The following is a 25,538-nucleotide window of genomic DNA, read 5'->3' as shown; positions in this document are numbered from 1 at the left end:
TTAAGGCGTTAGGGTGGAGCCATGAGTCCCAAGCCCATGGTGCGGCCCGGAGGGCGCAGCGCCCGCGTCCAGGAGTCGGTCCACACGGCGGTCCGCGAACTGCAGGCCGAACTGGGGCGCGAGGCGCTGACCGTCCCCCTCGTCGCGGCCCGCGCCGGGGTGACGCCGTCGACGGTCTACCGCCGCTGGGGCGACCTCCAGGAACTCCTGTCCGACGTCGCGGTGGAACACCTGCGCCCCGAGGCGCTCCCCGACGACCTCGGCGCGCTGCGGGCGGACCTCTGCGCGTGGGCCGAGCAGTTCCTCGACGAGATGGCCTCGCCGCCCGGGCGCGCGTACATCAGGGACGCCCTTCTCGGAGACCCGGACGGGACCAACGCCGGCCAGTGCTCCGCCTACGCCGCCGAACAGATCGACGTCGTCCTGGCGCGTGCCAAGGAGAGGGGCGAGGCCGTCCCGGACACGGAGCGGGTCATCGATCAGGTCGTGGCGCCGATCATGTACCGCATCCTCTTCCGCCCCAGCCAACTGGACGCCGCCTACGCGCGCGCACTCGTCGACCGGGCCCTCTCGGCGCCCTGAGCCCGCATCCGTACCCGTGACCGACGGCAGCAGGCAGAAGCATGACGGCACCCCACGATCAGAACCCGCATCCAAGGGGTCGCCCAGGCGCACTCCCGATCGGGAAGAGGGCCCGCCTCGTCGGCTAACTGTCGCCCTCCGCGTGAATATGCCGCCGTGAGGTACGGACCGCTACCGTATGGCCCGCAGTTGTTCCCGTCGGGTCGTCGTCTCGGCCCCGGAGGTGAGAGATGGCGGATGCCGCTTCGGCGTCGGTCGGAACAATCCCGGTCCAGCATCTACGGGCGGGAGACCACGCTTTCGTCAGCTACGAGGACGACGACGCGGGCCGCGACGTGGTGTCCGCCTTCGCGTGGGCCGGGCTGGTCAAGCGCGAGAAGGTGATCGTCTTCGCCGCTCCGCACATGGACGACAAGCAGGTGTGGGGCCGTCTCGACGCCCCGGGAGCCCTGCTGGGGTCCGCCAGGGACCAGGGGCAGTTGGTGCTCAGCAGCATGCGCGCCCTCATCCACCCCCAGGACGCCTTCACTCCCCGTCGGCAGTGGGAGCGCATCACAGAGGAGACCGACCGGGCGTTGGCCGAGGGGTACAGCGGGCTGCGCACCTATATCGACATGCACTGGGTGGGGCACCTGGGCGCCGATGTCGAGGTGATGATGCACCGCGAATCACACGCCCAGCATCTGTTCACCGACCGCCCCTACACCGAGATCTGTGCCTACGACCGACGCTGGTTCGCCCCTGACGTTCTGACCGCGATGCACGAGGCGCACCCCTGTCGGCTGCTGCCCCGCCTGGGCGCGCTGCACACGGAACAGGCAGACGGACTGGTGCGTTTGGCCGGCGAGGCGGACCTCGCCACCCGGGAGGAGTTCATCGCCGCCGTGCGCCAGGGGCTCAGGCGCGGCGCGGACTCCCGCGGGCCCCTCGTCGTGGACCTGACCGGCCTCGTGTTCCTCGGCGTCGCCTGTGCCGTGGACCTGCTGCGGCTGGTCCTGGAACATCCGCACGGAACGGTGGAGGTCAAATGTCCGCCGACACCAGCCCGCATACTGCGCCGAGCAGGCGCCGGCCAGGTGCCCCACATGGTGATCAGCGAGGTGGACCGCTGATGACGAACACGTCGGACCCACGCGAGGTCCACCCCGTCACCCTCCTGGAATCACGCTTCACCCAGGACGATCTGCCCCGGCTGCGCATGCTCGTGGACCAGTACGCCGACCACCAGGGACTGGCCGAACCGCGGCGCAGCGATTTCATCGTGGCCCTGGACGCGGTGGCGGTCAACGCGGTCGAGCACGCGGGCGGCGGTGGCACGCTGATCCTGCAGCGCAGCAACGGCCATCTGGCCTGCCACATCCACGACTTGGGGCCCGGCTTCAGCGCCGACGTGATCCCCGAGCTGGCGCCCGGCCTGGACGGCCATCCGGGCGGCCGGGGCCTGTGGCTCGCGGGCCTCCTGACCGACGAGCTCACGATCTCGGCGGGCCCCACCGGCAGCAAGGTGACACTGACCGTGCGCCTGCCCGAACACGCGTATTGAGGGAACACCCGAGGACGCATATCGACGGGACAGGAGATCACCTCCTGTCCTACGGTCGACCCACGCGCGAACGCCGCGAACACCTGCGACAGGGGAGGTTGATGAATATGGCCCGCCAGGCGCTTCATCAGCATGCCCTTGTCCGGGCCGCGTGAGATTGCCGAGCGGCCCGGTCGTCTGAAACGACCAGGAGTATCGCGTGTCTTCCTCTTTCACCTCGTCCTCGTTCTCGACGTCCGGTACGGACGTGACCACTGAGCGCCTCGTGCTGCGGCCCTGGCCCGCCGACGAGATCACCGCCGTCCTCGGCGACCGCCGCCTGGCGCACTGGGCGGAGGACTTCCCCGCCGACGAGGGGCGGGTCATCGCCGGTTTCATCGCGGACCGGCCGGACGCATTGGGCCCCTACGGGCAGCGTCAGGTCATCGAGCGGACCACCGGTCTGGTGATCGGGGCCATCGGACTGTTCTGGCCGCCGAGCGACGGCGCGCTCGAGATCGGCTACGGCATCGTGGCCTCGCGGCGCGGCCGGGGCTACGCATCCGAGGCCACCCGGGCCCTCACGGCGTACGCCCTGACCTCGCCGGACGTCCACACCGTGTACGCCGACGTGGAACTGTCCAACCCGGCCTCGGTCCGCGTGCTGGAAAAGGCCGGGCTGCGGCGCTTGAGCGCGGACGCCACCACGGCCCGCTACAGCACACCGGCGGGGTGATCGTCACCCGTCGGACCGGCGGCGCCGCAGCTTGACGGTGTAGTTCGTCCGCGTGGAGGGCTCGCCGTCGGGGCCCGTCAGGGCGTGCTCGTGCGTGTCGCAGACGAGTACGTCCCACTGCCCGGCCGGCAGGTCGAGCGAGGCCAGGACCTTCTGGGGGCTGGGGAAGTCCACATCCGGGTGGGCTGCGCTCTCCCAGGCGGGGAAGCCCATGTGGCCGACGATCAGGAGCGTGCCGCCCTCGGTTACGGCCGCGGCGGCGTCGCGCAGGATCTGCTCGCGCGGCATCTCGTGGAGGGAGTGCAGGAACTGGGCTGAGACCAGGTCGTATGTGCCGGCCGGGAAGGAGGCGCCCAGGTCGTGGTGCTGCCAGTCGACGCGGCCGGCGACCTGGGCCTGGTCCGCGTGCTCGGCGGCACGGCCGAGGGCGACGCGGGAGATGTCGGTGGCGGTGACGCGCCAGCCCTGGCGTGCGAGCCAGATCGCGTCACCGCCCTCTCCACAGCCCAGGTCCAGGGCGCTGCCCGGGACGAGCCCCTCGGTTTCGCGGACGAGTGCGGCATTGGGTTCACCGCTCCACAGGCGGCCGCTCTGGTTGTAGCGCTCGTCCCAGAACGCCGCGGCCGAATCCGCGGCGGGAGGGGTGGTGGCGTGGTCGGCGGCGTGGTCGGTGTGGTCGGTGTGGTCGACGGGGTGGTCGCTCATGCGGGGCTCCTCTGCTCTTGCGGCAACCCTGCGCGCGGCGAGGGCGGCTTGACAAAGTTATTTGCCGTCCCGGCAAATGGAGGGATGAGCGACGACGCCCGACTCACGGATGTGCTGACCGCCGTCGGGCCGCGGCTGCGGTCGCTGCGGAAGGCGCGGGGCGCCACCCTGGCCCGGCTGAGCGAGGAGACGGGGATCTCCCTGAGCACGCTCTCGCGCCTCGAGGCCGGCCAGCGGGAGCCCACCCTGAAACTTCTGCTGCCGCTGGCCAAGGCGTACGGCGTACCGCTCGACGAGCTGGTGGGCGCCCCGCAGACGGGCGACCCGCGCATTCACCCGCGGCCGTTCATGCGCCACGGCAACACCTGGGTCCCCCTCACCCGCTACCTCGGCGGGATGCACGCCTACAAGCAGGTCATGCCGGTCCCCAGGAGCAGCACCCGGCAGGCCACACGCCCCGAGCAGGGCATGCACGAGGGCTACGAATGGCTCTACGTCCTCTCCGGGCGGCTGCTGCTCGCCCTGGGTGAGCACGACCTGGTGCTCACCGCGGGCGAGGCCGCCGAGTTCGACACCCGCACCCCGCACGGCTTCGCCAACGCCGGTGACATCCCCGTCGAGTTCCTCGCTCTGTACGGGGCCCAGGGCGAGCGGATGCACGTACGCGTCAGGCCGGGCAGCGACGAGGAGGAGGGCGGGGTCTAGCGCGTTTCCGGGGGTGGCGGTCAGCCGGTGCGGAGCGCGGGGTCGCTGGTGCCGGGCTTGCCCGTCTCGACGTGTCCGGCGAACCTGCGCAGGTAGGCGCTGTCGCTGTCGGACCGGACACGCAGGTCGTACCAGCGTTTGCTGTGGCCGAGGTCGACCGAGCGGGTCTGCCGGCCGCCTGCCGGGACGGTGAGTTCGGTGCTCTTGCCGCCGTAGGCGTTGGTGATGGTCAGGCGGCAGGCCGCCTCGGCCGGGTTGGTGACGGTGAGCTTCACGCGCCCGGTGTCCTGGTCGTGGCGGCAGGTGATCTCCGGTCCCGGGGTCGCGGCGGTGCCTTCGTAGGTCCGCAGGTAGCCGTTGGGGCCGTGCACGCTTAGCTCGTACACCCCGTCGGAAGGGCCTGTGCTCCAGGTGTCGGAGATCTTCTTGCCCGCCGCGGCGGTGTAGGTCCAGGGCCCGTCGTCGCGGTTGCCCGAGGTGACGAGGAAGCAGGCGCCGGTCTCGCCGCCCGGTGTGAAGGTGAGCTCGATGGTGCCGTCGGAGGGCTTCACGGACGCGGTGACCAGCGGCGTGTAGGGCAGGGGTCGGGTGGGCCGCGCGCCCTTCTCCTGCTTGGGCAGGGCGGGGGAGGCGGGCGGCGAGGGGGTGTAGCTGTCGTGCCGTTCCTGGTCCGGCGGCTCATAGCCGTCGGTGCTCGGCAGGTCCGCGCGCCCGGTGTGCTTGAGGCCGAAGTCGAAGGCCGAGGTGAGGTCGCCGCAGATGGCCCGGCGCCAGGGGGAGATGTGCGGTTCGTGGACGCCGAAGCGGCGTTCCATGAACTGGATGACGGAGGTGTGGTCGAAGACCTCCGAGCAGACGTAGCCGCCGGTGGACCACGGGGAGACGACGAGGGTGGGGACCCGCATGCCGAGGCCGTAGGGGCCCGCGCTGTACTCGCTGTCGCCGGGGAAATGGTCGAGTTCGGTGTCGACGGTGGAAGCGCCCCAGGAGGAGTCGGCCGGGGGGTAGGGCGGCGGCACGTGGTCGAAGTAGCCGTCGTTCTCGTCGTAGGTGATGAACAGGGCTGTCCTGCTCCACACCTCGGGGTCGGACGTCAGTGCGTCCAGGACCTGCGAGATGTACCAAGCGCCGTAATTCGCGGGCCAGTTGGGGTGCTCGCTGAACGCTTCCGGGGCCGCGATCCAGGATATCTGCGGGAGTTTCCCGGACGTGACGTCCGCGCGGAGGTCGTCGAGAAGGTGGCCGCTCTTCTTGATGTTCGTGCCCTTGCGTGCCTTTTCGTAAAGGGGGTCGCCGGGTTTCGAGTTCCGGTACTTGTTGAAGAACATCAGCGAGTTGTCGCCGTAGTTTCCGCGGTAGGCGTCCTCCAGGACGCCCCACAGTCCCTTCTCGGTGAGTCCGTCGCCGGTGTCCTGGTAGATCTTCCACGACACCCCGGCCTTCTCCAGGCGCTCGGGATAGGTGGTCCAGTCGTAGCCGACTTCTTCGTTGCCGAGGACGGGGCCGCCGCCCTTGCCGTCATTTCCGGTGTGACCGGAGTAGAGGTAATAGCGGTTGGGGTCGGTCGCGCCGATGAACGAGGAGTGGTAGGCGTCGCAGACAGTGAAGGCGTCGGCCAGCGCGTAGTGGAACGGTATGTCGTCCCTGGTCAGGTGGGCCATCGTCCCGGAGGTCTTGGCCGCGATCCAGTCGTCGTACTTGCCCTTGTTCCACGCCTGGTGGCCGGTTTCCCAGTCATGGCTCAGCCCGGCGATGAACTGCATTCCCAGGTCGTCGGCCTCAGGGTGGTAGGGCAGGACTTCCTTGCCGCCACCGGACTGATGCCATACGGGCTTTCCGCTCTCCAGGATCATCGGGCGGGGGTCGCCGAATCCCCGGACGCCGCCCAGCGTGCCGAAGTAGTGGTCGAAGGAGCGGTTCTCCTGCATGAGGACCACGATGTGTTCGACGTCGTCGATCGATCCCGACCGGGTGGAGGCGGGGATGTCGACGGCGCGCATGATGCTTGCGGACAGAGCCGCGACGCCGGCGGTGCCACCCGCTGCCTGGAGGAAGCGCCGACGGTTGAATGCGGGCATGAAGCAGTACCTCTGAACGTGGGGGATAGAGGGCGGGTCACCGTAGGCCTGCTTGCCCACAAGCCGTCAAATAGTGAGAAGAAAAGGTGAAGGAGCAGCCATGCCGGACGCAGTCGAAGCCCCCGTCATCCTCAGTGACGTACCCGGCTCCTTTCCCAGGAGCGTGCTCGCCGAGCGGCACCCCGCGCTCATCAAGAAGGTGCGCGACGCCTTCCCCTACGGGCCGCGCCAGCATCGCGCTCTCGACGCCCTCCTCACCCAGGCCACCGAGGGCGTGATCGAGCCGCCGGACCCCGGGGCGCACGACCGTCACCTGTGGCAGGAGTGGGGGCGTGAGTACGTCGGCCTGTCCTGGTTCGACGTGCCCTTCCTGTGGTCCGAGAGTTACTTCTACCGCCAACTCCTCGCGGCAGTCGGTTACTTCGGTGACGGCCGCTGGCGGGGGATCGACCCGTTCCGCCCGTTCAAGCAGGCGGAACTGCACACCGATGAGGCCGACGAGGAACTGGCCGCGCTCGACCGGCTGGCCCCGCGGCCCCTGGACGAGCAGCGCCAGGCCCTGCTCCTGGGCTCGCTGTGGGGCAACCGCGCCGACCTGGGCTTCGCCGTGGGCGGCGGCGGGGCCGGGGCCGCCGACTCACGCCTCGTCGCCGACGACTCCGAGCTGTTGTGGTCCCTGCTGCCCGAGGGGGGCGCGGCCACGCTGTGCCTGGTCGCGGACAACGCGGGACGCGAGCTGCTGCCCGACCTCATCCTCGTCGACCACCTCCTGCGCCATGGGCGCGCCGAGCGCGTTGTGCTGCACGTCAAGCCCTACCCGTACTACGTCTCGGACGCCATGACCGCCGACGTCATCGACTGCCTGCGCCGCCTGACCGGCGCGCGGGGCGCCGCGGCAGAGGTGGGTGACCGCCTGTGGTCGGCCATGGGCGCCGGCCGGCTCACCGTCCGCAGCCACGCCTTCTCCTGCGCCCCGCTGCCGTACGAGCGGATGCCCGACGACCTGCGCCAGGAGTTCGCCGAGGCCGACGTGACCGTCATGAAGGGCGACCTGAACTACCGACGCCTGGTCGGCGACCGGCTCTGGCCCGCCACCACACCCTTCGAGGAGCCCACCGCGTACTTCCCCGGACCGGTGGCGGCCCTGCGGACGCTGAAGTCCGACGTGATCGTCGGACTCGACGAGCGGACCGAGGCGGAGCTGAACGCCGCACACGGCCAGGGCTGGCGCACCAGCGGCACCCACGCCCTCATCCAGGCACGGCGGTGAGCAGGGCGAAGAGTACGGCGGAGAGCGCCGCCGTGATCACAAAGCTTTGCCTTTCCCCCGCGCGGTCGTTATCGTTTCCAGGGTCCTGTTGTCTCCGATAGAGGTGGACGTTGCGCATCTGAGGTTCGCGATCATCGCGCCGTACGGCCTTCGCCGTACGCCCGTCACGCCACAGGCGGCCTTGCCGTCCTGCCCGTGACCCCGCGTGGATGCGACCTCGGTGCATGAGCCGTCCCTCCGTCTCCCGGACCGCCGCACCCCCTTTTTCCTCGGTCGGTCGCCGCGTGGTGCTCGCATACGACGCCCCCTGCCCGCGCCTGCGACTGCGAGATTCATCATGTCCGTACCCACCACCCCCAGCGTCTCCCTGACGTGCTCGGCCCTGTCGTTCCAGTGGCCGGACGGCACGAACGTCTTCGACGGGCTGTCCGTCAGCATCGGCCGGGGCCGCACCGGGCTCGTCGGCACCAACGGCACCGGAAAATCCACCCTGTTGCGCCTGCTGGCCGGGCAACTGCGTCCGTCGCAGGGGTCGGTGACCGTCGGCGGCAGCCTCGCCTACCTGCCGCAGAACATCACCCTCGACACGAACCTGCGCGTCGACCAGGCCCTGGGCATCGCCGAGCGGCGTGACGCCCTGCGCGCCATCGAGTCCGGAGACGTACGCGAGGAGCACTTCGAGACGATCGGCGACGACTGGGACGTCGAGGAGAGGGCCCTTGCCCAGTTGGGGACCCTCGGCCTCGGCGACATCGGGCTCGACCGGACCGTGGGGGAGATGTCCGGCGGGGAGACCGTGCTCCTGCGCCTGGCGGCGCTGCTCCTGGAGCGCCCGGACGTGCTCCTCCTCGACGAACCGACCAACAACCTCGACCTGTTCGCGCGCCGCAACCTCTACGAAGCCGTCGACTCCTGGCGCTCCGGCATCCTGGTCGTGGTCAGCCACGACCTCGACCTGCTCGAACGCGTGGACCGCATCGCCGAACTGCGTGCCGGGTCGGTGAACTGGTACGGCGGCGGCTGGTCCGCCTACGAGGAAGCGCTGGCCACCGAGCAGGAAGCGGCGGGACGGATGCTGCGGGCCGCCGAGGCCGACGTACGCCGTCAGAAGCGCGAACTGGAGGAGACCCAGGTCAAGGTGGCCCGCCGCCAGCGGCACAGCAAGAAGATGGACGCCCAGCGGCGCGCCCCGCGCATCGTGGCGGGGGAGAAGAAGCGCTCCGCGCAGGAGTCGGGGGACAAGCTCCGTGGCCTGCACGAGGAGCGGCTCAACGAGGCGCGCGAGCGGCGCGAGGAGGCCGCCGACGCGATCCGCAACGACGCCGAGATCCGCGTCAGCCTCCCGCACACCGCCGTCCCGGCGGGCCGCACGGTGCTGAGCGTGCGCGAACTGCGCCCCCAATACGGCAAGTTGAAGGAAGGCGACCTGCATGTGCAGGGCCCCGAACGGATCGCCCTGGTGGGGCGCAACGGCGCCGGCAAGACGACGCTGCTGCGCACCCTCACCGGGGAACTGGCTCCCTTGTCGGGCGAGGTCAAGACGTCGGTGCCGCTACGGTTCCTGCCGCAGCGCCTGGACGTCCTGGACGACGGTCTGAGTGTCGCGGCGAACGTCGCCCGCCTGGCTCCCGGGCTCACCGACAACCACATCCGCTCCCAGTTGGCGCGCTTCCTCTTCAAGGGGGCACGTGCCGAACAACTGGCGGGCACCCTCTCGGGCGGCGAGCGGTTCCGCGCCGCGCTCGCGGCGATGATGCTCGCCGCACCGGCCCCTCAACTCCTGATGCTGGACGAGCCGACCAACAACCTGGACCTGGCCAGCGTCCGCCAGCTGACCGGAGCCCTGGAGTCGTACGAGGGCGCGCTCCTGATCGCCAGCCACGACCTGACCTTCCTGGAGTCGGTCGGCGTCACCCGCTGGGTGCTGGTCGGGGAGGAACTGACGGAGACCACCGCGGAGGAGGTACGCGACCTGCTGGCGGCGCCGGGCCAGGGTGATGCGGGAGAAGCGTCGCCGTAGGTGGGGAAGAGGACCAGCGGCGACGGACGGATCAGGGCCGAACCGTCCGTCGCCGCACGCGCACTCCCACCGCGTCCTGCTGCTCCACATCGCTGTCCGCCGCCACGTGCAGGGGGACGAAGACGATCATCCAGTAGAAGCCGAACAGCCACCGGCCGGTGAGCCGGACGAGGCCCGGGCGCCGGCCGTCGGAGGCGCGTACGACACGCAGCCCCGTGAGCAGTTTCCCGAGACTGACCCGGGCCGCCTGCGTGAGCAGGACGTGGTTGACGAAGGAGACTCCCACGGCGACGCCGAGCGCCAGCCCCCACACCGTGGGGGACTGGGGCCGCAGTTCGACCACTCCGTCACTCACCTTCACACCGGTCGCCGCGCCGGCTGCGATGCCACACAGCAGGGCGAACAGCGCGTCCACGACCGCCGCCGTGGCTCTGCGCGCCTGCGAGGGGAGCACGGCACGGGCGGGGGTGCGGGTGGGGGTGTGGGAGGGGGCGTGCTGCTGATCGACCACGGTCCTGTTTCCGGTCTCTTCCCTGTTCGGTGTCCGCACGGGCCGGGAACTGCCCCCGCCTGGCCCGCACGCTACTTTCCGGGATCGCGCGACCGGTGAGCGGGGTGCTCCCTTGGCCCCCACCGGTCCGGGCCGCAGGCCCGTCCCGGCGGGGACGGCAGGGGACTTCTTCCTGGTCAGTCGTGCAGGACCACAAGGACCACGGCGGCCGAGACGGCGCCGAGGGCCACCGCGGCGATGCCGTGGGAGAGGCGGTGGGTGCGCGGGACCGGCAGGACGTGGTCGATGGCGAACCTGCCGGGGCCGGCGAGGGCCAGGCTCACGGCAGCGGTGAGCAGGACCAGGTCGTACTCGATGCCGGCCGGGTTGAAGAAGCCGTTGCCCCACTTCATGGCGATGGCGTTGAGCATGATGCCGACGATGCCCGCCCCGGCCAGCGGGGTGAGCAGGCCGATGGCCAGACCGAGGCCGCAGAGCGTCTCCGTCAGACCGGCGACCGTGGCCATGGCCTTGGGGGCGGAGTAGCCGTCGCTCGCGAAGAAGCCCGCGGTGCTGTCGAGGCCCGCGCCGTTGAACCAGCCGAAGAGCTTCTGGCTGCCGTGCACGGCCATGGTCAGACCGACCGCGCAGCGCAGCAGGAGCAGGCCGATGTCACCGCCGTAGTGGGCGGAGGTGAGCGGGGAGTTGGGGCCGCCCGGGGCGGCGGTGTGGGTGCTGGCGGAAGTGGAAAGGGGCATGCGGATCTCTCCTGGTGTCGATGAAGGTGATGTGCTGCTGCCGACCGGTCCTGTCGGCGGGGTGCGGGTGGAGAGATCCCGTCTACGTTCTGATGACCTGGGTTCTGTAGAGGTCGACGGATGTCGCGTCCGGGGGAGAGGTGGCGGGCAGCGCGGGTGCCTCGTCCGGCGGCTCGTATGGCGCGGGGGCCGCCTCGAAGGCGGGCGAACTGATCCGCTCGGGAGCGGGCAACGCCCCGCGCGGCGTCCTGTTCTCGCCCTCGTGACAGCCACGGCCACCGTCGCGGGACCGGTCACGGCCGCTGTCACGGCTGTCGGCCGCGCGCTCGGCGTACGGGCCGAAAGCGACAGCGGTGGCGCCGCGGTCCTCGGCGACCGCGGTGCCCGACGGACCGTCGATCCCGAGCAGCGGGACGAGGAAGAGGAAGGCCATGGCGAACAGGGCCGTGCGCACCGCACCGCCCTGGGGTCGCGTCTCCCGTGTGGCCATGTCCGAGTGATGGTAGGCCAGAGTCGGCGGCGGGCACAGGAGGGAAATGAGGCACCCGCCGTGAACAGGGTCGTGCCCGTTGCCTCTACCGTCGGGCGCAGTTGATGTCGTGGGCGGGCAGGACGCCGGTGCGCAGGTAGTCGTTGACCGCGCGGTCGGCGCAGGGGACGGGGCGAAGACCTTCGAGCCCCCGGCCGTAGACGCCGTGGGAGCGGATGTCCGCGGTGATCAGGCGTGAGCCGGTCAGCTTGCGGTGCAGGGCCAGCGCCCCGTCGTACGGGGTGTTGTTGTCGCGACGGGCCTGCAGCATCAGTACGGGTACGTCGTTGGCGATGGCCGTGCCCGGTTCGCGGGGCGCGGCGGGCCAGAACGCACACGGGGCGATCATGCCGTTGACGTAGGGGCCGAACACGGGCTGGGTGCTGCGGCTGCGCTCGCTGTTGCGCCAGTACGTCTCCGGGTCCTTGGGCCAGCCGCCCGCGGGCCACCCGCCGTCGCCGCACATGAACAGCGCACCGCCCACCATGCTGTCCGCCAGGCCGGGCGAGGCGAGCAGCTCCAGCCACGCGGCGAGTTCGGGGCCCGGCTCGACGGGCTTGCCGGCCGCGGCGTCGACGAGGTCACGCACGATGGCGGCCAGCGTCGGATCGCTCTCCTCGTGCTGAAGGGGCTGCTTCAACAGCAGCCGCAGGATGGGCGCGTTGAGCCGCTGCCCGTCGACGTCGACCGGCCGGCGCTCGGCCTGTATGAGGAGCCGCTCGACGCGCGTGCGCACGTGGGAGGCCGTTCGGCCGAGCCCGTACGTGTCGTGGTGGCGGGCGGTCCATGCGGCCCAGTCGTCCAGTGCTTCCTCGGCCGGTTCGCCGGAGCTCTGGAACAGTTCGTACTGGGTGGCCGCCGGGTCCGTCGAGGAGTCGATGACCATGCGGTCGGTGCGGCGGGGGAACATCTGGGTGTAGACGGCGCCCAGATCGGCGCCGTAGGAGATGCCGTAGTACGAGAGTTTCCGCTCGCCGAGGGCTGCCCTGAGGACGTCCATGTCCCGGGCCACGTTCCGGGTGGACGCGTGGGGCAGCAGTTCCGCGTTGTCTCCGTGCTCGTGGCAACGCCGCGCCGTGTCCCGCGCGCCGCGCACCGACGCGTCGAAGTCCGCGCGGGGTGAGGTCGAGGGCTCCGGCGGGGTCGGTGGACCGGCCGGTGCGCAGGTGATCGGGGAACTCTCGCCGAGGAACCGCGGGTCGAACCCGATGAGGTCGTAGCCGTCCGCCACCCCCTTCAACGCGGGCCGCAGCGCGAGGGTGTTGGCGATGCCGCTGCCGCCGGGCCCACCGGGATTGGACAGCAGGATGCCGCGACGCTGTGAGGAGGCCTTGGCCTTGATGCGCGAGACCGCGATCTGCAGGGTGCGCCCGCCGGGAGCGGAGTAGTCGAGAGGAACGGTCACCTCGGCGCACTGCGCCCCCGCGGCGTTCAGCTCCTCCTGCGCCTTCGAGCACGGCCCCCAGTGGAGCCGCTGCTGATGGTGGGCAGAGAGGGGGCGGGGTCCCGAAGCAGGGCGGGTCTCCGGGGAAGACTCCGCCACTGCGGGCACCGTTCCGGCAAGCAGCCCGGCCAGGCCGAGACCGACAGCGAGTAAGGGGGTGAGACGGCGGCGCATCGTGCTCCTAGGGGGTCGACTGGCGCAAGAAACAGGGACGCGGCCGACGCTATGAGCACGGAGAGCGACAGAACATCAGGTCACCCGGCCGATGCCTGCGGGGGTTAGCCCCCGCCTTGCGCGGAGCCCGGCCCGCATCCCGGAGCGTGACCCGCGCCCCCGGAGAGTGACCTGGACTCCCGGAGAGTGACCCGCGCCACCTGGCTGGGCACGGGCGGGCCATTGCTTTGTATCCTCGGCGGGCAGTGCCGATGCCCCCGGCGCGCGCCCGCGCAGCTCACAGGCCGGGCAGTGCCGACAACGTAAGGACACATGATGACCACCGAGCTGAGCCCCGACGCCGTGACCGGGCTCCTTGAGCGGGCCCGCCAGGACTACCAGGACCTCGCAGGACGCGGGCTCTCGCTCGACCTCACGCGCGGCAAGCCGTCGCCGGAGCAGCTCGACCTCTCCGAGGACCTGCTGAGCCTGCCGGGCGGGCGGCACACCTCCGCCGACGGCACGGACGTACGCAATTACGGCGGTCTGCAGGGTCTGGTCGAGCTCCGGGAGATCTTCGCCGATGTGCTCCAGGTGCCCGCGGGCCAGCTCCTCGCGCTCGGCAACTCCAGCCTCGAGCTGATGCACGACTGCCTGGTGCACGCGCTGCTGAGCGTGGTGCCGGGCGCCGAGTCGCGCTGGGTGGACCAGGAGCGGATCGCCTTCCTGTGCCCGACCCCGGGATACGACCGGCATTTCGCCCTCTGTGAGCGCTTCGGGATCGACATGATCCCCGTGCCGATGACCGCCGAGGGCCCGGACATGGACGTCGTGGAGCGGCTCGTCGCCGAGGACGCGTCGGTCAAGGGCATCTGGTGCGTCCCGAAGTACAGCAACCCCGACGGCGTCTGCTACAGCGACGAGACCGTCGCCCGGCTCGCCTCGATGCAGGCCGCCGCGCCCGATTTCCGGATCTTCTGGGACAACGCGTACGCCGCGCACCACCTCACCGATGAGCCCGTCGAGATCGCCGACCTGCTCGCCGCCTCCGCGGCTGCCGGGAACGAGGACCGCGTCTTCGTCTTCGGCTCCACCTCGAAGATCACCGCTGCGGGTGCGGGCGTCGCCTTCTTCGGTTCGTCGCCCGCGAACCTGAAGTGGCTGCTCGCCAACAACGCCAAGCGGTCGATCGGCCCGGACAAGATCAACCAGCTGCGGCACGTCATGTTCCTGCGGGACGCCGACGGGGTGCGCGCGCACATGGAGCGCCAGCGCGCCCTGCTCCAGCCGAAGTTCGAGGCCGTGGCCCGGATTCTTGAGGCGGAGCTCGGCGGGACCGGTCTCGCCCGCTGGACCGACCCCAAGGGCGGCTACTTCGTCACGCTCGAAGTGACCGACGGCTGCGCCAAGGAGGTCGTGCGCCGTGCCGCCGAGGCGGGCATCGTGCTGACCCCGGCCGGCGCCACCCACCCGTACGGCGACGACCCGCGCGACGCCACCATCCGCATCGCGCCGAGCTACCCGAGCCTGGCGGAGCTGGAGCAGGCCATCGCCGGCCTCGCCGTGTGCGTACGGCTCGTGGGCTACGAGCAGCAGGTCGCCGCCTAGCTCCGAGGAAGCCGGGCGCCGAGGGCGCCCGGTGTGGCGGATCGGCCGATCCCGAGTCCGATCCCGATCCCGGTCCTCGGCCCTGATCACGCCCGTCCGGTTCCCGCCAGTAAACTGCGCGCGCTCAGAAGCGTCGCAGGAGGCGAGGGGAACCGTGGCACACGGGGGATATCAGGGCTGGGGCCCGCCGGGGAACGGCCATCCGCAGGGCGGCGGTCCCGCTCCGTACGACCCACAAGGAGGCGGCGGCCCGCATCCGTACGGGCCGCCGCAACCCGGGCCGTACCCGCCGCCGCCCCCGCAGCCGTATCCGTATCCGCTCCCGCCGCAGCCCGTACGGCGGGGGCGTTCCGGGTGCGCGCTGTTCTTCGTCTCGCCGCTCATCCCGTTCATCCGCTCGGCCCGCCGCCGTGCCGAGGCGATCTTCAACCAGCCCGGTGCCGGTCATGTCGCGGACCCGCTCGTGTCGAAGGTGCAGCTGGGGCGCGCGATCGTCGGTGCGGCCGCCAGCTTCGGCCTGATCTACGCCTACGGCGCGGACGACGGCTGGAGCGGCGTCGCCAACGACGGCGTCGTGAAGCTGATCCTCGCGCCGCTGCTGCTGATCTTCACGGGCCCGCTGGTCATTCTCGGCTTCATCCGTTACGCGCCCGCCGAGCGGCGGAGTGTGCTCCGCTCCCGGCTGCGCGCGCCGCTCAAGGCCGTGGCCTGGTACGTCGGCATCCTGGTGGGGGTGGCGCTCGTACTGGCGGGCAGCGCCCTGGTGCTCAAGCAGAATCACGGCACGCTCGTGAACGGCCTCATCGCGCTCGCGCTGCTCATCGGTCTCGTCTGGCTGCTGCCGTTCCTGCTCTTCGCCTCCGCGTACGCCGCCCGTTACGCCTTCAACACGTCCAACGTGCACGCCGCTCTGCCGGCCGCGCTCACCGTCGTACTCGTCTGGGAGCTGATGGTCTTCAGTGTCGCGCTGGACGGCGGCCTGCCGCACGGGCCGCCGGCCGCGCAGTGGTGCGCGGTTCTCGGCGGCCCCGTGACCGTGACGGCGGTGGCGCTGTGGGAACTGCGCCGCATGCGCGTCCGCCACGGCGTGCGCATCCGCCACTGAGGTCCGTCAGAAGGGGCTAGCGGCCGGCCGGGTGGAGGATCATCTCGTGCTCCCTCTTGGAGGGATCGCCCTTCATCGGGACGGTCGCCCCGGAGGGTACGAACCCGTAGCGCCGGTAGAAGCGCTCGGCCCGCGCGTTGTCCTCGTGCACGTACAGGCGCACACGCGTCACGTCCGGTACCGACCATGCCCATGCGACCGCGGTCGTGAAGAGTGCGTCGATCACTCCGCTTCCGCGGTGCTCGGGGCGGACGAAGACTCCGACGACATGCGCCTGGCGCTGGTCGATCGCCCCGCCGAACACGTCCTCGGTGTCCGCGTCCTCGATGAGCACGGCCACCGTCCCGTTCCAGGTCCCGTCCTCGCCCTCGGCCACGAACTGGCGCAACCGCGTCCCGTTTGCCGCGCCCTCCGCCCGCTTCTGCCAGTAGGAGTCTGGTTCGGCGGCGGCCTGTTCGTACGTGTCGAGAAAGGCGATGGGAGCCGCCGGGTCCTTGAGCGCGAGGAGCCGCAACTCCTTGACCTTGGCCCACTCTTCGGCGCGTATCGGACGGACGGTGTGATCGGAAACCTGGTTCATGCCGCCGCACCTTACGCGACCCCACTCCGGAGCACCTCTGCATTTACGCAGGTCACCGCTCCGCGGGTGCTTCTACCGGTTGGAGTTGCGCGGGCCGTTGTACTGCTCGTCGGTGACGGGTTCCGCCCACTGGGTCTCGGGGGTGTCGTCGCCGGTGCCCTCCCACATGGCGATGTGTTCCATGAACCGGTCGGGGGCGGCGCCGTGCCAGTGCTCCTCGTCGGGCGGGCAGCCGACCGTCTCGCCGGGGTGAGCTTCGAGGACGGTGCCGTCGCGGGTGCCGATCAGGGCGACGCCGGAGACCACGTGCAGGGTCTGGCCCACGGCGTGGGAGTGCCAGTTGGTGCGGGCGCCGGGGGAGAAGCGGACGAGGTTCGCGCGCATCCTCGACGGCTCTTGGCCGGCGACGATGACGTCCCACCACACGTCTCCGGTGAACCATTCGGCCGGTGCCTTGCTGGTGGACTGGGGCTTGATGAATTCCATGGGGCTTCCTGTCGGTTCGATGGCGGCGTGACGGTGGAGAGAGAGCGCGGACGCGGCCGGTGTCACGGCTTGAGGAGTGCCTTGATCGCGCGGCGCTCGTCCATGGCCCGGTAGCCCGAGCCCGTGTGCGGTCGGCTCGGGCGGACCCCGGGGGTGCCGGGTCGCCGGGGGGAGCCACACCCTCCAGGGAACCTCGCATTCCGGCGCGCAGCGAGTTACGGACGAGGGGCGTCGAGTACGCAGGTGGGCGCGTTCGGCCTCGTCCAGTCGCAGCACCCGAGCCACCGCTTCGAGGGCGCCCGGGGAGACGCCCGCACAATCTTGCGCAGGCCGCCGACGGCTCCGACGCCCTGGACGCTGGACGCGATCTCGTCGGTGAGCGGTCCACCCGGAGCGAGCGACGGACGACGCCCCGGCACCGGCGTGCTCGCCGTCCTGATCGGTCACGGGTCAAGGTCGCGACTTCGCGCTGACCTCCCAGGCCGCCTCGATCATCAGGAAGATCTCGTCCACCGCGGCCTCCGGCTCGGCCGCCTCGCGGGCGACCGCGTAGGCGTCGATCACGAACCTCGCGATGGCTCCGCAGGCCGTCGGGGTCCGTGCAAGGCCGGGATCGGCGGCGATGGCCGCTGCCAGCGACTCCGCGTGGCGCAGCCTCATCGACTCCTCGTACTCCCGCAGGGCGGGCGAGCCCTCGATCATGCGCCACATCGGGGCGGAGCCGGGCGCCGTGCAATGCCGCACCAGGGCCAGGACCTCGCGGCGCAGCGCGGGGACGAGCGGGTCGTGCGGCGTCCGGTCGGTGACCGCGCGTGTGAGGCGCTGCTCGAAGTCCTCGTCCTGCTCGAAGACCAGGGCCTCTTTCGAGGCGAAGTGGGAGAAGAGCGTGGTGACGGCCACGTCGGCCTCGGCGGCCACGTCGCGGATGCCCACCGCGTCGTACCCGCGCTCCATGAAGAGCCGCAGGGCGGCGTCAGCGATCTTCTGGCGGGTCGCTGCCTTCTTGCGCTCACGGCGTCCGGACGGCTCGGTCATGGCCTGACGCTATCAAATACAAAGCCGTAATCGCTTCTAAAGGCTAACCGTTCTGAAAGGCTAACGGTTAGTGTTACGGTCTGTCGCATGAAGAGAGTGAGCTTCGCCGAGTTCGGCGGCCCCGAGGTCCTGCAACTCCTGGATGCCGAGGAGCCCCACGCGGGCCCCGGCCAGATACGCATCGCCGTGCGGGCAGCGGGAGTGAACCCCGTCGACTGGAGGATTCGCGAAGGCCAGGTACTGGGGGCGCACCCGACCGTGCTGCCCTCCGGAGTCGGGCTGGACGCCGCCGGAGTGGTGGACGAGGTCGGAGAGGGAGTCGAAGGAGTCGCGGTCGGCGACCACGTGTTCGGCGAGGGATCGAGCACGTACGCCGAGTTCGCGGTCCTCTCGGCCTGGGCCCGCATGCCCGAGGGCCTGACGTTCGAGGAAGCGGCCGGGTACCCCTCCGTCGTGGAGACCGCCCTGCGCGTCATCAGCGAGGTCGGTGTGCGGCCCGGGCAGACGCTGCTGGTCAGCGGCGCGTCCGGGGGCGTTGGATCAGCGGTCCTGCAGATCGCCCGCGACCGCGGCATCACGGTGATCGGCATGGCCGGGGCCGCGAACCAGGACTATCTGCGGGGCCTGGGTGCGCTCGCCACGACCTACGGCGACGGCTGGGTCGAGCGAGTGCGGCAGTTCGGCCGGATCGACGCGGCCCTTGACCTGGCGGGCTCCGGCGTGCTCCGTGAACTCGTCGAGCTGACCGGGGACCCGGGCAAGGTGATCTCCATCGCGGATCTCGGTGCGCCCGAGTTCGGTGTCCGGTTCTCCGGCGTGGCCGGCAGCGTCCCGGACGCGCTGGCCGAGGCCGCGGCCCTCATCTCGCGAGGCAAGCTGCACATCCCGGTCGAGAAGTCGTACACGCTCGCCGAGGCCGCCGCGGCGCACGTCGACAGCCATGCGGGTCACTCGCGGGGCCGACGGGTCATCGTGATCTGACCCGTTGACCCGTTGACCCGTGCATTCTTCAGCCGCCGGGCCTCACCGCGAGGTGATGGTCAACGCGGTCAGGGAACCCCCGGCGCGGGCGGTGACACGGAGCGCCACATAGCGTGCGGTGCGGTCGACGCGCAGGGTGCCGCGCGTCGACAGCCGGGCGGAGCCGTCGTACGTACGGCCGTCGAGGCTGAACTCCACCTGGGATGCCGGGGCGTGGCCGCCGCGCCACCGGGTGCGGATCTCGCTGATGTGCTGCTCGCTGCCGAGGTCGACGACCATGCGGTCGTCCTGCCCGGCCTTCCACGCGGTGCTCTCGTCGCCGTCCACGGCGGCCCGCGGGTCCGTCATGCCGGGCGGCAGCGGCGAGGTCGGGAAAGTGTTGCGGCCCAGCGCCAGGTCGGAGCTGGGATACGGCGTGGCACGAGGCACGGTGACCGTGGTCGTGCGGCCGGCGCGCACCGTGGCGCCGACCGGTCTGCCCTGCGCCGAGACCGTGACCCGGCAGGCGGGACCGCTCAGCCGCACGGTGCCGCCGTCGACGACCTCGGCCCGCAGGCCCACGGGAAGGCGGTTCGCGGACAGGGTGATGCGCGGAGGCGCCAACACGGCCGTGGCGGAGGGGAGTTCGATGCGCAAGGCCGTGCCGGACTCCGTGAGGGTCTGCGTTCCCTCATACAGCCGGACCTCCCGGGACGAGGGTGCGTGAGGGATCGTCACCGTCGTGGTCACGGCCTCGGCGGAGAGGTTGAAGAGGCTCAGGTGCTGCTCGGTGAGGGCGGCCTTGACGCTCTCGGAGTCCGTCGAGGGTGTCTTGTGTGAGGCCGCCGCGCGCAGTTCGTCCGCCGTCGCGCCCGGCAGCCCCTCGATCACCAGACTCTCCGCCGGGCCGTCCGAGAGGACGACCGTGTCGCCGTACACCGCGATCGGATGGGCTCCACCGCGCACGACGAGACCGGCACGGCCGTCGATGTCGAGCCACTGACCGCGGCTGGTGAGATCCGGTCGCGGCCAGACGACCAGGTCACTCCACTCCTGCCCGTCGGCCGACCCCTGGAGCCGGTAGGCGCGCCCCGCCGCGGCCTCCCAGCGCAGCGTCACGCGGTCCATGGACCGGGCGGAGCCGAGGTCGACGGCGATCCAGCTGTCGGCCCGCGGCCGGTCCGCGCGCGACACCGCCCAGCGGCTGGAACCGTCGCCGTCGATCGTGAGCGCGGGCTCCCTGCCGGGCTCGAAGGAGGAGGCGGACGCCTTCGCCCCACCACTGCGGGCCAGGTCGTCGCCCGAGGCGCCGTCACGTATCTCGAAGGCGTACAGCGAGTAGCCGTACGACGGGTCGGGGTGCACCCCCAGCATCCGCACGTGCCGGAACTCCCCGCGCGGGAAGCTGAGTTCGTCGGCGCGCGCCCCGGCCGACGGCTGGCCTCCGGTCTTCGCCTTGACGGTGGTACTTCCCTCGGCGGCGCGATAGGTACGGCTGCCGTCCAGTCCCGGTACGCCCTCCATGGACAGGTTGCGCACCTCCAGGTGGCCCTCGCCGTCCGCTGTGCCGGACGTCGCGTAGACCACGGCGCCCGACGGCAGCGTGGTGAACCCCGCGAAGCCGCGGTCCAGGGTCAGCAGGCTCGCGCTCCCGTCGAAGCCGTCCCGCAGTCGCGTGTACGTGACCGCGGACCGCTCGACGACCTTCGCCCGTGTGCTCGGCAGGAACATGGGCGTCGGACCGCTGAGCGCGAACAGCCAGTCGTCGTGGGCCGGTTGCCAGGCGAACTTCACGAAGCCCGGTTTGGTGACGGCGCCGGCCCAGGCGCCGGGGGACTGGTGGGAGACGAGGCCTGGGCCCACGCCGTGGTCGGTGACACCGCTGGCCTGCTCGAAGAGCTCGCGCTGGGAAAGGGGACGGACGCGCCGCTGCCCGGACCGGTCCCGCCACTCGTGCAGGAGGTAGCTGATGGCCAGCTCGGCACGTGCCTCCGGCTCGTACTTGGGCTCACCGGAGAACTTCGCGATGCGGTACTGCGGCGGATACTGCTGATACCCCTCAAGGCGTTCCGCGAGCGCGCGTTCACAGGCGGCCGCGGTCCGGTCGCCGAGGACCTGGGCCAGGAAGGCGAGGGGGATGATGTCGCGGCCGTAGAGGTGCTCACGGTCCGCGACCATCGGCATCAGGGGCTCACCGGCGTCGCTCATCACGCCGAGCAGGGTGCGCCACAGCGGAGCGGCGTTGGGCTGGGCGGTCAGCACTTCGGGCAGGGGCCGACCCGCCGCGAGGAAGTGCGCGGAGTTGCGGCCGGAGGTGCGCCAGAGCTCTTCCTGGTAGTGCGGGCCGAACGACCCGTGGTTCTCGACGATGAAGGTGTCGTACAGGTTCTGCGCGGTGTTCTCGCTGACGGCGACGCCGTCCACCCGGGCGGGGTTTGCGAGGTCGGCCGCGGGCAGTCCCGCCTCGTTGCGGCTCCATCGGCCGAAGGCGGCACGCCACGCGTCCTGCCGCCGGTCGTCGCTCGCCCAGGCCAGGGCCGGGGCGAGCGCCTGGGCGTAGATGCCCATCTCCTCGAGTTTGGTGTCGCCCTTGAAGCCGCCGGTGAGCCCGTGCGGAGACCAGTCGCCCGAGGCCGGGTCGTCGTTCGTGCCCAACGCCTCGGTGTACTGCGCCTGTTCGCGGACGATGGTGTCGACGTTCCGCCGCGTCGCCTCGTCGAGGTCGTCCCAGAGCAGGCGGGCCGCCAGGACGAAGTAGGACTGGAAGGTGGTGTCGAAGAACAGCTTGCGGCCCCATTGAGTGCCGCCCGTCAGCCGGTTCGAGGCCGCGAAGTGCTTCAGCGTGGCGAGCGTACGGGTGCGCAGCGTGTCCTTGGCGACTCCGGCGCGCTCGGCGTCGTAGGGGCCGCGAGTCAGCAGCACCGCGTTGCCGAGCACGACGGCGAAGCCGAAGTCCTTGTTGGTGTAGTGGCCTTGAGCGGCGTCCCACTGGGTCTCGGACCAGCGCGTGTGGGAGAGCAGGACGCGGTAGTACGTGTCCGCGACGGCGTCCGCCTCCGTCTCCGCCCGCGCCTCCGTGGCAGCCGCGGCCGGTCCCGTGCCGAGGGCGAGCGGGAAGGCCGCCACGGCACCGGACACCCCGAGCAGCTGCAGAGCTTGACGGCGTGTGGTTCCCCAGGGGTGCTGCGGCATCGGGCGCGACCTTCCCGTAGACAACGTTGTCAAAGTCCGATCATTCTTCGGGTGCCTCGCGAGCACGTCAAGGGTTGTGCCGAGGTACTCAGGAACCGAGCGGCGTACTCAGGAACCGAGCGGCGGGGAATCGGTCGGCGCGCCGTCCGGGCGGGGTGCGGGCGTGGGCGGCCAGGTCGGGCGGTGTGCGGGCGGCAGAGTCAGCAGGGCCTGGCCCACGGTCAGATAGCGGGGGAAGATCTCGGTGCTGCCGGTCGCCGCCAGCAGTTCGGCGAGGTGCCGCCCCGCTCCGGCCAGCAGCAACTGCCCTTCGCGGCGCCGCAGCAACCACCGCACCCCGAGCAGGCAGTTGAGCCCACGCGAATCGCAGAACACCAGGGCCGTCACATCGAGCACGAGATGTCGATGACCCGCCATGACGGAAGCGCCGAGGGTGCGAAGGAAGAACTTCTCGCCGCTCCGGTCGAGTTCACCGCTCACACGCAACACGGCACACTCTTCGCACCGTGCCAGCTCGTGGATGATGAGGCGATGGGTCTGCGTCGACATCGCGCCTCCCTGTGGTCGTCGCGGAAGCCCGTGTGCATGCCGGCACAATCTGCCTCGGTCCCGAGCGGCACACAATCTGCCTCGGTCCCGAGTCCCCCGTCCATCCCTCTCTACGCCTGGCTGCCCGTCTCATTGGCCTGACGGACCGTGTCCCAGCAGGGCGAGCACAGGTCGAGTACGCGGTCGTCCACGGGGGAGTGGACGATGACGGCGCAGTTCGCCGGGCGGCCGCAGGCCAGGCAGGGGTGGTGTTCGTCGCGGGCGCGGTGCAGCAGGATCTCGTCGGGGGTGCCGGGCGGCGCGGCGGCGAGCAGGGTCGGCTCGGCGGCGATCAGGTGGAGCAGGCCGGTGGCGGCGTCGTTGTTCACGGCTGTGTCTCCCGGGCCACGTCGAGTACGGGGCGAGAAGGGTCGTCCTCGGGCCGGATCTGTCCGGGCCTCCTGGCGTACTGGTGGCAGAACTCGACCGGCTTGTCGAAGGTGAGCGCTGTCACGGCATCCGCTCCCGGTAGGGGTGTAGCCGGTCCGATGACGAACGGATGGCGGGTGACGTCGTCCACCTGCGTGGTCGACTCCACGAGGGAGAACGCCGGGGAGCCCGGGCCGTCGGCGAGTGTCCCCTCCACGATCCACCGCGCGCGCAGCTCGACGACTCCCGGCTCGGGGCAGCTCCAGACAAGGCGCGTGACACACAGCGTCTCGAAGTTGAACCACGAGCTCCAGCCCCGGCCGTCGCCGAGCAGACCCAGTTCGGAGGCTTCCATGACGCCGTAGGAGAACGGGAGGCTGCTCCAGTGGCCGACGAGGGAGGAGTCGAGGAGTGAGGGGTCGACGCGTGCGTGGCCGACACGTTCGGGGTCGGGGTTCATCCACGCATTTTCGCGCAGCGGCCGCCGGCGTCAGCCGAGAGGGTTGTCCTTGTCGCGCAGGGCGGTCAGGGCGGGCGCGTACATCCGGGCCTTGATGGTGCCGAGCGTGGGACCGGCCTTGCCGACCAGGGCCTGAGCCAGCTCCACGGCGGTTTCGCGTACGGCGCCCTCGTCCACCGCCCGGTCGACCAGCGCGGCCGCCAGGGCGTCGTGGCCGCCGTAGCGCCGGGCGGTCGTCATGGCCTCGTGCGCGGTCTGCGGGGTGAGCCTGGCCTGGATGAGCGCCGACATGCCCGGGGTGAAGGGGATGTTGATGTCGGCCTCGGGCAGACACCAGAAGCCGCGGTCGGCGCGCATCACACGGAAGTCGTGGGCCAGGGAGAGCATCGCCCCGGCCGCGAAGGTGTGCCCCTGCAGCGCGGCCACGGTGATGACCGGCAGGGACAGCACGCGGGCCAGCAGGGCTTGGACGGTGATGACGTAGTCCTGGTGCTGGTCGGCGTGGGCGAAGAGCCAGTCCAGGTCGAGGCCGTTGGAGAAGAACTTGCCCGTCGCGGCGGTGACCAGGGCGCGGGGCCCGTCCGCCTTCTCGACCTCGTCGAGTGCCGCGTCGACGGAGGCGAGCCAGTCGGGGTGGAAGCGGTTCTCGCCGTCCCCGAGGTCGAGGATGAAGACGTCGTCCTGGCGGTCGAGTGTGGGCATGATCGCTCCCTCGGGTCGATGGGGCCGACAAGCGCCGCTCTTGAAGCGGCGAAGAGGGGGCCGCGAACCGGGCGACTGTCGATACTGATCGGTAACTTATGGGGCATGGCATAGAACATTCAAGGGGTCGCACCGTTCGCGCGGCCTCGACGCCGATGACCGATTCCGGGCGACCGGAAGTGAGGGGGCAGCGCTCATGGCGCTCACCAGCTGGGGCTTCATCTACACCGCGGCAGGCAGCGACGCGAAGGGCGACGTGAACGTCGTCGACACGGGGCAGTGCCGCACGGTGCTGGTGGGGGTGGCCAAGCCCGAGGAGGGCATCGCGGCGGCGCGCCGCCTGGTCGACGAGGGGGTTCAGTTGATCGAGCTCTGCGGTGGTTTCGGGCCCGTGTGGGCCGGGCGCATCATCGAGGCGATCGACGGCGCGGTGCCGGTGGGCGTCGTCGGTTACGGGCCCGAAGCGGTCGACCAGGTCCACGCGATCTTCTCCTGAGCACGTGAAGGCCCGGGGCGGGGAGTGTTGGCCCGCCCCGGGCTCGCTGCGTGCCATGTGGCCGACAGCGGCCGGATGATAAAGTCGACGGCGTTCGTGTGATCCGGATCGATGGAGTGAGGAGTTGGGGCTGATGACCGCGCACAAGGCCACTGCCATGCGCACCGCCCGGACCGCTCTCACGTCCCGGGCCGTGGCCTGATCCCAGCCGGATGCGCCTCGCCGGGAGCGTGAGCTCGCGGGGCACCCACCCACACGAACCCACCATGAAATGGATCTTCGTCCATCATGAGCAACAGCATGAGCAACACCTGGATCACGCGCGCCGAGACCAGCGCCGACATCCCCGCCGTTCGCGCAGTCGTCGCCGCCGCGTTCGACACCCCCGCGGAAGCCGACCTCGTCGACGCTCTGCGCGCCGGCCCCGCGTGGATCGACGGTCTGTCCGTCGTGGCCACCGACCAGGGCGGCAAGCTCGTCGGGCACGCGCTCCTGACCCGCTGTCACATCGGGGACACCCCGGCGCTGTGCCTGGCCCCCGTCGCCGTACTCCCCGAGTACCAGAAGACCGGTGCGGGTTCCGCGGCGATCCGCGCCGCGCTCGACGCGGCCAAGAGCCGGGGCGAGCGCTTCGTCACCGTCCTCGGGCACCCGGAGTACTACCCGCGGTTCGGCTTCACCCGCGCCTCGACGCACGGCATCGGCATCAGCATCGACGTCCCGGACGAGGCCATGATGGCCCTCGCCCTCGACGCCGGTCGCCCGCTGCCCGGCGGCATGGTGCGCTACGCGGCGCCGTTCGGTATCTAGGGTCCCTCTAGGGTCCCTCTGCTGAAACCTGCCGAAGCCTTCCGTGGCGGGGCCCACGCGGGGCCCGCACCGAAGGTGGGCCCCGCGGCGCCGAAAAAACCGTGCGGACCCACAGCCGGGCAACGGAGAGTTGCCCCCAGACCACAAAACCCCCC

Annotated in this window: 26 protein-coding genes; 12 read left to right on the top strand and 14 right to left on the bottom strand. The window is 71.0% G+C overall.

The window, feature by feature from the left end; all coding sequences use genetic code 11:
- The first annotated feature begins 21 nt into the window (after positions 1–21).
- The 4 genes from ACWFRU_RS12240 (at position 22) to ACWFRU_RS12225 (ending at position 2,840) form a co-directional block, all read left to right on the top strand.
- Positions 22–582: a TetR/AcrR family transcriptional regulator gene (locus ACWFRU_RS12240; protein WP_453686053.1), complete on the top strand. Its 561-nt coding sequence runs from the start codon at positions 22–24 to the stop codon at positions 580–582.
- A gap of 230 nt (positions 583–812) precedes the next feature.
- A complete protein-coding gene (locus ACWFRU_RS12235; RefSeq protein WP_453686052.1) occupies positions 813–1,694 on the top strand; it encodes an MEDS domain-containing protein in 882 nt (293 codons plus the stop codon).
- Positions 1,694–2,125, top strand: a complete 432-nt coding sequence (locus tag ACWFRU_RS12230) for an ATP-binding protein (protein ID WP_453686051.1) — start codon at positions 1,694–1,696, stop codon at positions 2,123–2,125. Before ACWFRU_RS12235 ends, ACWFRU_RS12230 begins: the two co-directional genes overlap by 1 nt.
- A 199-nt stretch (positions 2,126–2,324) precedes the next feature.
- Entirely contained in the window at positions 2,325–2,840 is a 516-nt protein-coding gene (locus ACWFRU_RS12225) for a GNAT family N-acetyltransferase (RefSeq protein WP_453686050.1), read from the top strand.
- 3 nt (positions 2,841–2,843) lie between these two features.
- On the opposite strand, the gene ACWFRU_RS12220 is transcribed toward ACWFRU_RS12225, so the two are convergent.
- Positions 2,844–3,545 carry a class I SAM-dependent methyltransferase gene (locus ACWFRU_RS12220; RefSeq protein ID WP_453686049.1) on the bottom strand — a complete coding sequence of 234 codons (702 nt, stop codon included), beginning with the start codon at positions 3,543–3,545 and terminating at the stop codon, positions 2,844–2,846.
- A gap of 84 nt (positions 3,546–3,629) precedes the next feature.
- Between ACWFRU_RS12220 and ACWFRU_RS12215 the strand changes: the two genes are divergently transcribed.
- A complete protein-coding gene (locus ACWFRU_RS12215) occupies positions 3,630–4,250 on the top strand; it encodes a helix-turn-helix domain-containing protein (RefSeq protein WP_453686048.1) in 621 nt (206 codons plus the stop codon).
- A 20-nt stretch (positions 4,251–4,270) separates the two neighbouring features.
- Here the strand turns inward: ACWFRU_RS12215 and ACWFRU_RS12210 are convergent, their stop codons facing one another.
- Positions 4,271–6,328, bottom strand: coding sequence for a phosphocholine-specific phospholipase C (locus ACWFRU_RS12210; RefSeq protein WP_453686047.1), 2,058 nt, complete (start codon positions 6,326–6,328; stop codon positions 4,271–4,273).
- 100 nt (positions 6,329–6,428) lie between these two features.
- Here ACWFRU_RS12210 and ACWFRU_RS12205 point away from each other — a divergent pair, with 100 nt between their 5' ends.
- Complete coding sequence (locus ACWFRU_RS12205) at positions 6,429–7,598, top strand: damage-control phosphatase ARMT1 family protein (protein WP_453686046.1); 1,170 nt, start codon at positions 6,429–6,431, stop codon at positions 7,596–7,598.
- Positions 7,599–7,935: 337 nt separating this feature from the next.
- The gene (locus ACWFRU_RS12200; protein WP_453686045.1) at positions 7,936–9,618 is read left to right on the top strand and encodes an ABC-F family ATP-binding cassette domain-containing protein; all 1,683 of its coding nucleotides are present in this window, start codon (positions 7,936–7,938) and stop codon (positions 9,616–9,618) included.
- 31 nt (positions 9,619–9,649) lie between these two features.
- Here ACWFRU_RS12200 and ACWFRU_RS12195 read toward each other — a convergent pair whose 3' ends face one another.
- The 4 genes from ACWFRU_RS12195 to ACWFRU_RS12180 all read right to left on the bottom strand — a co-directional run bounded on the left by ACWFRU_RS12195 (position 9,650) and on the right by ACWFRU_RS12180 (position 13,013).
- Positions 9,650–10,129: an RDD family protein gene (locus ACWFRU_RS12195; RefSeq protein ID WP_453686044.1), complete on the bottom strand. Its 480-nt coding sequence runs from the start codon at positions 10,127–10,129 to the stop codon at positions 9,650–9,652.
- 176 nt (positions 10,130–10,305) lie between these two features.
- A complete protein-coding gene (locus ACWFRU_RS12190; RefSeq protein WP_453686043.1) occupies positions 10,306–10,866 on the bottom strand; it encodes a DoxX family protein in 561 nt (186 codons plus the stop codon).
- Between the two features lie 82 nt (positions 10,867–10,948).
- The gene (locus tag ACWFRU_RS12185; RefSeq protein ID WP_453686042.1) at positions 10,949–11,356 is read right to left on the bottom strand and encodes a hypothetical protein; all 408 of its coding nucleotides are present in this window, start codon (positions 11,354–11,356) and stop codon (positions 10,949–10,951) included.
- Positions 11,357–11,441: 85 nt separating this feature from the next.
- Positions 11,442–13,013, bottom strand: coding sequence for an alpha/beta hydrolase (locus ACWFRU_RS12180; protein ID WP_453686041.1), 1,572 nt, complete (start codon positions 13,011–13,013; stop codon positions 11,442–11,444).
- A 315-nt stretch (positions 13,014–13,328) separates the two neighbouring features.
- Between ACWFRU_RS12180 and ACWFRU_RS12175 the strand changes: the two genes are divergently transcribed.
- Positions 13,329–14,600, top strand: a complete 1,272-nt coding sequence (locus ACWFRU_RS12175) for an aminotransferase class I/II-fold pyridoxal phosphate-dependent enzyme (RefSeq protein ID WP_453686774.1) — start codon at positions 13,329–13,331, stop codon at positions 14,598–14,600.
- Between the two features lie 154 nt (positions 14,601–14,754).
- Positions 14,755–15,705 (top strand): hypothetical protein, encoded by a 951-nt coding sequence (locus ACWFRU_RS12170; protein WP_453686040.1) that lies wholly within the window; start codon positions 14,755–14,757, stop codon positions 15,703–15,705.
- A 16-nt stretch (positions 15,706–15,721) separates the two neighbouring features.
- Here the strand turns inward: ACWFRU_RS12170 and ACWFRU_RS12165 are convergent, their stop codons facing one another.
- The 3 genes from ACWFRU_RS12165 to ACWFRU_RS12155 all read right to left on the bottom strand — a co-directional run bounded on the left by ACWFRU_RS12165 (position 15,722) and on the right by ACWFRU_RS12155 (position 17,806).
- Positions 15,722–16,285 carry a GNAT family N-acetyltransferase gene (locus tag ACWFRU_RS12165; RefSeq protein WP_453686039.1) on the bottom strand — a complete coding sequence of 188 codons (564 nt, stop codon included), beginning with the start codon at positions 16,283–16,285 and terminating at the stop codon, positions 15,722–15,724.
- Positions 16,286–16,357: 72 nt separating this feature from the next.
- Complete coding sequence (locus ACWFRU_RS12160; RefSeq protein WP_453686038.1) at positions 16,358–16,771, bottom strand: (R)-mandelonitrile lyase; 414 nt, start codon at positions 16,769–16,771, stop codon at positions 16,358–16,360.
- Between the two features lie 450 nt (positions 16,772–17,221).
- Positions 17,222–17,806, bottom strand: coding sequence for a TetR/AcrR family transcriptional regulator (locus tag ACWFRU_RS12155; protein WP_453686037.1), 585 nt, complete (start codon positions 17,804–17,806; stop codon positions 17,222–17,224).
- 87 nt (positions 17,807–17,893) lie between these two features.
- Between ACWFRU_RS12155 and ACWFRU_RS12150 the strand changes: the two genes are divergently transcribed.
- Positions 17,894–18,787 (top strand): NADP-dependent oxidoreductase, encoded by an 894-nt coding sequence (locus ACWFRU_RS12150; RefSeq protein ID WP_453686036.1) that lies wholly within the window; start codon positions 17,894–17,896, stop codon positions 18,785–18,787.
- Between the two features lie 42 nt (positions 18,788–18,829).
- Here the strand turns inward: ACWFRU_RS12150 and ACWFRU_RS12145 are convergent, their stop codons facing one another.
- The 5 genes from ACWFRU_RS12145 to ACWFRU_RS12125 all read right to left on the bottom strand — a co-directional run bounded on the left by ACWFRU_RS12145 (position 18,830) and on the right by ACWFRU_RS12125 (position 24,077).
- Positions 18,830–21,958 carry a discoidin domain-containing protein gene (locus ACWFRU_RS12145; protein ID WP_453686035.1) on the bottom strand — a complete coding sequence of 1,043 codons (3,129 nt, stop codon included), beginning with the start codon at positions 21,956–21,958 and terminating at the stop codon, positions 18,830–18,832.
- 108 nt (positions 21,959–22,066) lie between these two features.
- Complete coding sequence (locus ACWFRU_RS12140; RefSeq protein WP_453686034.1) at positions 22,067–22,507, bottom strand: STAS domain-containing protein; 441 nt, start codon at positions 22,505–22,507, stop codon at positions 22,067–22,069.
- A gap of 110 nt (positions 22,508–22,617) precedes the next feature.
- Positions 22,618–22,875: a hypothetical protein gene (locus tag ACWFRU_RS12135; RefSeq protein WP_453686033.1), complete on the bottom strand. Its 258-nt coding sequence runs from the start codon at positions 22,873–22,875 to the stop codon at positions 22,618–22,620.
- On the bottom strand, positions 22,872–23,375 hold the full coding sequence (locus ACWFRU_RS12130) for a hypothetical protein (protein ID WP_453686032.1): 504 nt from the start codon (positions 23,373–23,375) through the stop codon (positions 22,872–22,874). Before ACWFRU_RS12130 ends, ACWFRU_RS12135 begins: the two co-directional genes overlap by 4 nt.
- Positions 23,376–23,405: 30 nt before the next feature.
- On the bottom strand, positions 23,406–24,077 hold the full coding sequence (locus ACWFRU_RS12125; RefSeq protein WP_453686031.1) for an enoyl-CoA hydratase-related protein: 672 nt from the start codon (positions 24,075–24,077) through the stop codon (positions 23,406–23,408).
- A 196-nt stretch (positions 24,078–24,273) separates the two neighbouring features.
- On the opposite strand from ACWFRU_RS12125, the gene ACWFRU_RS12120 reads away from it, so the two are divergent.
- Positions 24,274–24,573: a DUF6506 family protein gene (locus tag ACWFRU_RS12120; protein ID WP_363206917.1), complete on the top strand. Its 300-nt coding sequence runs from the start codon at positions 24,274–24,276 to the stop codon at positions 24,571–24,573.
- 288 nt (positions 24,574–24,861) lie between these two features.
- Positions 24,862–25,383, top strand: a complete 522-nt coding sequence (locus ACWFRU_RS12115) for a GNAT family N-acetyltransferase (protein WP_453686030.1) — start codon at positions 24,862–24,864, stop codon at positions 25,381–25,383.
- Positions 25,384–25,538 lie beyond the last annotated feature (155 nt).

It is taken from the genome of Streptomyces sp. NPDC055099 (genome assembly GCF_053607685.1).
This window is presented reverse-complemented; position numbering and strand designations above follow the sequence as displayed.

Bases quoted from the DNA above. Each gene is read 5' to 3' on its own strand.
- ACWFRU_RS12130 (WP_453686032.1), bottom strand. From the start codon at position 23,375: ATGAACCCCGACCCCGAACGTGTCGGCCACGCACGCGTCGACCCCTCA.
- ACWFRU_RS12140 (WP_453686034.1), bottom strand. From the start codon at position 22,507: ATGTCGACGCAGACCCATCGCCTCATCATCCACGAGCTGGCACGGTGC.
- ACWFRU_RS12205 (WP_453686046.1), top strand. From the start codon at position 6,429: ATGCCGGACGCAGTCGAAGCCCCCGTCATCCTCAGTGACGTACCCGGC.
- ACWFRU_RS12125 (WP_453686031.1), bottom strand. From the start codon at position 24,077: ATGCCCACACTCGACCGCCAGGACGACGTCTTCATCCTCGACCTCGGG.
- ACWFRU_RS12155 (WP_453686037.1), bottom strand. From the start codon at position 17,806: ATGACCGAGCCGTCCGGACGCCGTGAGCGCAAGAAGGCAGCGACCCGC.
- ACWFRU_RS12220 (WP_453686049.1), bottom strand. From the start codon at position 3,545: ATGAGCGACCACCCCGTCGACCACACCGACCACACCGACCACGCCGCC.
- ACWFRU_RS12235 (WP_453686052.1), top strand. From the start codon at position 813: ATGGCGGATGCCGCTTCGGCGTCGGTCGGAACAATCCCGGTCCAGCAT.
- ACWFRU_RS12145 (WP_453686035.1), bottom strand. From the start codon at position 21,958: ATGCCGCAGCACCCCTGGGGAACCACACGCCGTCAAGCTCTGCAGCTG.
- ACWFRU_RS12150 (WP_453686036.1), top strand. From the start codon at position 17,894: ATGAAGAGAGTGAGCTTCGCCGAGTTCGGCGGCCCCGAGGTCCTGCAA.
- ACWFRU_RS12240 (WP_453686053.1), top strand. From the start codon at position 22: ATGAGTCCCAAGCCCATGGTGCGGCCCGGAGGGCGCAGCGCCCGCGTC.
- ACWFRU_RS12165 (WP_453686039.1), bottom strand. From the start codon at position 16,285: ATGAACCAGGTTTCCGATCACACCGTCCGTCCGATACGCGCCGAAGAG.
- ACWFRU_RS12215 (WP_453686048.1), top strand. From the start codon at position 3,630: ATGAGCGACGACGCCCGACTCACGGATGTGCTGACCGCCGTCGGGCCG.
- ACWFRU_RS12175 (WP_453686774.1), top strand. From the start codon at position 13,329: ATGACCACCGAGCTGAGCCCCGACGCCGTGACCGGGCTCCTTGAGCGG.
- ACWFRU_RS12190 (WP_453686043.1), bottom strand. From the start codon at position 10,866: ATGCCCCTTTCCACTTCCGCCAGCACCCACACCGCCGCCCCGGGCGGC.
- ACWFRU_RS12185 (WP_453686042.1), bottom strand. From the start codon at position 11,356: ATGGCCACACGGGAGACGCGACCCCAGGGCGGTGCGGTGCGCACGGCC.
- ACWFRU_RS12180 (WP_453686041.1), bottom strand. From the start codon at position 13,013: ATGCGCCGCCGTCTCACCCCCTTACTCGCTGTCGGTCTCGGCCTGGCC.
- ACWFRU_RS12200 (WP_453686045.1), top strand. From the start codon at position 7,936: ATGTCCGTACCCACCACCCCCAGCGTCTCCCTGACGTGCTCGGCCCTG.
- ACWFRU_RS12115 (WP_453686030.1), top strand. From the start codon at position 24,862: ATGAGCAACAGCATGAGCAACACCTGGATCACGCGCGCCGAGACCAGC.
- ACWFRU_RS12230 (WP_453686051.1), top strand. From the start codon at position 1,694: ATGACGAACACGTCGGACCCACGCGAGGTCCACCCCGTCACCCTCCTG.
- ACWFRU_RS12160 (WP_453686038.1), bottom strand. From the start codon at position 16,771: ATGGAATTCATCAAGCCCCAGTCCACCAGCAAGGCACCGGCCGAATGG.
- ACWFRU_RS12120 (WP_363206917.1), top strand. From the start codon at position 24,274: ATGGCGCTCACCAGCTGGGGCTTCATCTACACCGCGGCAGGCAGCGAC.
- ACWFRU_RS12210 (WP_453686047.1), bottom strand. From the start codon at position 6,328: ATGCCCGCATTCAACCGTCGGCGCTTCCTCCAGGCAGCGGGTGGCACC.